The 4,740-nt window shown below is 72.9% G+C and carries 2 protein-coding genes; both read left to right on the top strand.

Features of this window, described 5'->3' with window-relative positions; translation table 11 throughout:
• A partial coding sequence (locus tag ACIRYZ_RS46170) for a beta-ketoacyl reductase (protein WP_402955677.1) occupies positions 1–1,340 on the top strand: 1,340 nt, incomplete at its 5' end.
• A 44-nt stretch (positions 1,341–1,384) separates the two neighbouring features.
• A partial coding sequence (locus ACIRYZ_RS46165) for a type I polyketide synthase (RefSeq protein WP_402955675.1) occupies positions 1,385–4,740 on the top strand: 3,356 nt, incomplete at its 3' end.

The following is a 4,740-nucleotide window of genomic DNA, read 5'->3' as shown; positions in this document are numbered from 1 at the left end:
CGTGGCGTCCTTCGGGTTCGGTGCTGGTGACCGGTGGTACGGGTGCGCTGGGTTCGCATGTGGCGCGTTGGCTGGCGCGGTCCGGGGCTGAGCACCTGGTGCTGACGAGCCGTCGGGGTGAGGCCGCGCCGGGTGTGGCGGAGTTGGTGGCTGAGCTGGCTGAGACCGGTGCCCGGGTGACGGTGGCTGCGTGTGACGTGGCCGATCGTGAGGCGCTGGCGGGGGTGTTGGCCGCGATCCCGGCGGAGTACCCCCTCACCGCCGTCATCCACACCGCCGGAATCGGCGACCCGACCTCGCTGGTGGACACCGATCTCGACGGCTTCGCGGAGGTCCTGGCCGCGAAGGTCGGCGGAGCCGTCAACCTGGACGCCCTCCTCGGCGACCGGCCGCTGGACGCCTTCGTCCTCTTCTCCTCGATCGCGGCCACCTGGGGCAGCGGCCACCAGGGCGCCTACTCGGCGGCGAACGCCTTCCTGGACGGACTGGCCGAGCAGCGCCGGGCCCGCGGGCTGGCGGCCACCGCTGTCGCCTGGGGTCCCTGGGCCGGTGACGGCATGGGCGGCGGCGAGCCCGGCGAGCAGATGAGCCGGCGTGGCGTGCCGGGCCTCGACCCCGAGACGGCGATCCGCGCCCTGCACTACTCCGTGGACTGCGGCGACCGGACCGTGACCGTCGCGGAAGTGGTCTGGGACCGCTTCACGGCGGCCTTCACCTCGGTCCGGCCCAGCCCCTTGATCGGTGACCTGCCGGAGGTGCGGCAGCTGTTCGCGTCGGCCGAGGAGCGGACCGAATCGGCCCAGTCGGAGGCCGGCGGGTCGGCACTGGCCCAGCGGTTGAGCGGGCTGCCGCAGGCGGAGCGCAACCGGGTGCTGCGGGAACTGGTCGTGGCCGAGATGGCCAAGGTGCTGGGCCACGCCTCGGCGGAATCGGTGGACGCGTCCAGGACGTTCCAGGAGCTCGGCTTCGACTCGCTCGCCGCCGTCGACCTGGCCAACGGCCTGAAGGCCGCGACCGGCTGCCGACTGGCGGCCACGATGGTCTTCGACTATCCGACCGCGGATGATCTGGTCGGCCACCTGCGGGAAGAGCTCGGCGACGACGGGGATTCCGCGGCCGACGCGGAGTTCTCCGAGATCGACCAGCTGGAGGCACGCCTCGCGGCCACCGAGTCGGACGACGCCGCGCGGGCCAGGATCACCGGCCGCCTGGAGATCCTGCTCGCCAAGTGGAAGGGCAGCACCGGTGCGCCGGCCGGTGCTTCCGTGGCCGACCAGCTTGAAACGGCGTCAGATGACGAGATCTTCGACCTTCTCGGCAACGAGTTCGGCATCTCCTGATCGTCCAGAACCAGTCCGCCGAACTACTTTCTTGGGATACCCGAATGGCCACTGAAGAGAAGCTCCGTTATTTCCTCAAGCGCGTCACCGCGGACCTGCACGACGTGCGCGAGCGCCTGCGGACGGTCGAGGACAAGGACCAGGAACCGATCGCGATCGTGTCGATGAGCTGCCACTACCCGGGCGGCGTGCGGTCGCCCGAGGACCTGTGGCAGCTCGTCGCCGAGGGCGGCGACGCGATCTCCGACTTCCCGTCCGACCGCGGCTGGGACGTGGAGCGGCTCTACGATGCCGACCCCGAGCAGCACGGCAAGACGTACGTGCGGGAGGGCGGGTTCCTCTACGACGCGGCCATGTTCGATGCCGGGTTCTTCGGGATCAGCCCCCGCGAGGCACAGGCGATGGACCCCCAGCAGCGGGTGCTGCTGGAGGCCGCCTGGGAGGTCCTGGAACGGGGCGGGATCGATGCGCTGTCCCTGAAGGGGAGCCGGACGGGCGTCTTCGTCGGCGGAATGGCGCAGGACTACGGTCCGCGCCTGCAGGAGGCGACGGAGGAGGTCGAGGGGTACATCCTGACCGGCACGGCCGGCAGCGTCATGTCCGGCCGCATCTCCTACCTGCTCGGCCTGGAGGGGCCGGCGCTCACGGTGGACACCGCGTGCTCCTCCTCGCTGGTCGCCCTGCACCTGGCGGTGCAGGCACTGCGCCAGGGTGAGTGCACCCTGGCGCTGGCCGGCGGCGTGACCGTCCTGGCGACGCCGGAGGGCTTCATCGAGTTCAGCCGCCAGCGCGGTCTCGCGCCGAACGGCCGGTGCAAGCCGTTCGCGGCCGCGGCCGACGGCACCAGCTGGGGCGAAGGCGTCGGCATGCTGCTGCTGGAGCGGCTCTCGGACGCGCAGCGCAACGGCCACCAGATCCTCGCGGTGATCCGGGGCAGCGCCGTCAACCAGGACGGTGCGTCGAACGGTCTGACCGCACCGAACGGTCCCTCGCAGCAGCGCGTCATCCGGCAGGCCCTGGCGAGCGCGCGCCTGACGGCCGACCAGGTGGACGTCGTGGAGGCGCACGGGACGGGCACCAAGCTGGGTGACCCGATCGAGGCGCAGGCGCTGCTGGCCACGTACGGGCAGGCGCACACGGCCGAACGCCCGCTGTGGCTCGGCTCGTTGAAGTCCAACGTCGGGCACACCCAGGCGGCCGCCGGTGTGGGCGGCATCATCAAGATGGTGATGGCGATGCGGCACGGTGTGCTGCCGCGCACCCTGCACGTGGACGAGCCCACCCCGCACGTGGACTGGTCGGCGGGCACGGTGGAACTGCTCTCCGAGGCCCGCGACTGGCCGGAGACCGGGGAGCCGCGGCGGGCCGCCGTCTCGTCCTTCGGCGTGAGCGGCACCAACGCGCACGTGATCCTGGAGCAGAGTCCGGCCGTCGGGACGGCCGAGGGCGCCGAGGGCGGCGCGGACGCGGGTTCGGGCGCCGGTTCGGACGCCGGCTCGGACATGGCACCGGAAGCCGCCGAGCCCGTCGCCCTGGGCCGTCTCCCCATGGTGCCGTGGCTGATCTCGGGCCGGGGCGCGCCGGCCCTGCAGGCCCAGGCGCTGAAGCTGCGCGGCCACCTGGAGGCGCACCCCGAGCTGGACGTCACCGACGTGGGCCACGCCCTCGCCACCACGCGTGCCGCCCTCGAACACCGGGCCGTCCTGCTGGCCGAGGACCGCGAGGGCTACCTGCAGCGCCTCGACGCGCTGGCGCGCGGCGAGCTCGTGCCCGGCGTGGCGCGCTCGGCGGCCGCACCCAAGGCCGCCGCCGTGTTCGTGTTCCCCGGGCAGGGCTCGCAGTGGGTCGGCATGGCGCTGGACCTGCTCGACGCCTCGGCCGTGTTCCGGGACCGGCTGCAGGCGTGCGCCACCGCTCTCGAACCGTTCGTGGACTGGTCCCTGGTCGACGTCCTGCGCAGTCGTCCCGGCGCCCCGACCCTGGACCGCGTGGACGTGGTCCAGCCGGCTCTGTTCGCGGTCATGGTCTCGCTGGCCGACGTGTGGCGCTCGCTGGGCGTGCAGCCCGCCGCGGTGCTGGGCCACAGCCAGGGCGAGATCGCGGCAGCCTGTGTCGCCGGCGCACTGTCGCTGGAGGACGCGGCCCGGGTGGTGACGCTGCGCAGCCAGGCGCTGGCCGTCGAACTGTCCGGCAAGGGCGGCATGGTGTCCGTCCCGCTGTCGCCGGACGAGCTGGCGCCGGTCATGGAGCCGTGGGGCGACGCGCTCTCGGTGGCGGCCGTGAACGGCCCGTCCTCGGTGGTGGTCTCCGGCGAGCCCGGCGCTCTGGACGGTCTGCTGGCCGCCTGCGAGGAGCGGGCCGTCCGGGCCCGCCGGATCCCGGTGGACTACGCCTCGCACTCCTACCAGGTGGAGGCCATCCGCGACCACCTGCTGGACGTGCTGTCGCCCATCACCCCGCGCCCCTCGGATGTCCCGTTCTACTCGACGGTGACCGGCGGCCTGCTGGACACCACCGAGCTGGACGCCGCGTACTGGTACCGCAACCTGCGGCAGACCGTGCGGTTCGAGGAGACCACGCGCCTGCTGCTCGCCCAGGGCAACCTCGCCTTCGTGGAGGTCAGCCCCCACCCGGTGCTGACCATGGGCGTGCAGGAGAGCATCGACGCCGCCCAGCGGGACACCGCCGCACGGCCGGACGCCGGGACGCCCGTCGTGGTGGGCACCCTGCGCCGGGATGCCGACGGTCCGCACAGCCTGCTGACCTCGCTGGCCGCGCTGCACGTCAACGGCGTGGCAGTGGACTGGCGAGCCATCTTCTCCGGCCACCGGCCGCAGCGGGTGGAACTGCCCACCTACGCCTTCCAGCGCGAGTACCACTGGCTGGAGTCGGGGAAGCCGGCCGAGGGACCGGTCCCGGAGGCCCACCGCGAGGAGAGCGCCTTCTGGGGCGCGGTCGAGCGGGGGGACACGGCGGCCCTGTCGGGGGTGCTGGGAGTCGACGGCGAGACGCTGGACGGGGTGCTGCCGGCGCTGACGTCGTGGCGTCGACGCAGCGTCGAGCACGCGGCGGTGGACGGCTGGCGGTACCGGGTCGAATGGCGGCCGCTGGGTGAGGCGGCTGGTGCGGGGCTGTCGGGTGTGTGGTTGCTGGCGCTGCCGTCGTGTGGTGCGGGTGAGTTGGCCGAGGGTGTCGAGGCTGCGCTGGAGACGTTCGGTGCGGCTGGGGTTGTGAGGGTGGTGGTTGACGGCGCCTCGGATCGGGGTGTGGTTGCCGGGTTGTTGCGTGAGGCGGTCGGGTCGGCTGGTGGCGAGGTGCGGGGTGTGGTCTCGTTGCTCGCGCTGGCGGAGGGTCAACTGGGCGGTGTGCCGCTGGGGCTGGCGGGTTCTCTGCTGCTGGT

This window comes from Kitasatospora sp. NPDC101155 (assembly GCF_044768305.1).
Classification (GTDB): Bacteria; Actinomycetota; Actinomycetes; order Streptomycetales; family Streptomycetaceae; genus Kitasatospora.
Note: the sequence above shows the minus strand (reverse complement) of the source record. Positions and strands in the feature narration are given on the sequence as shown.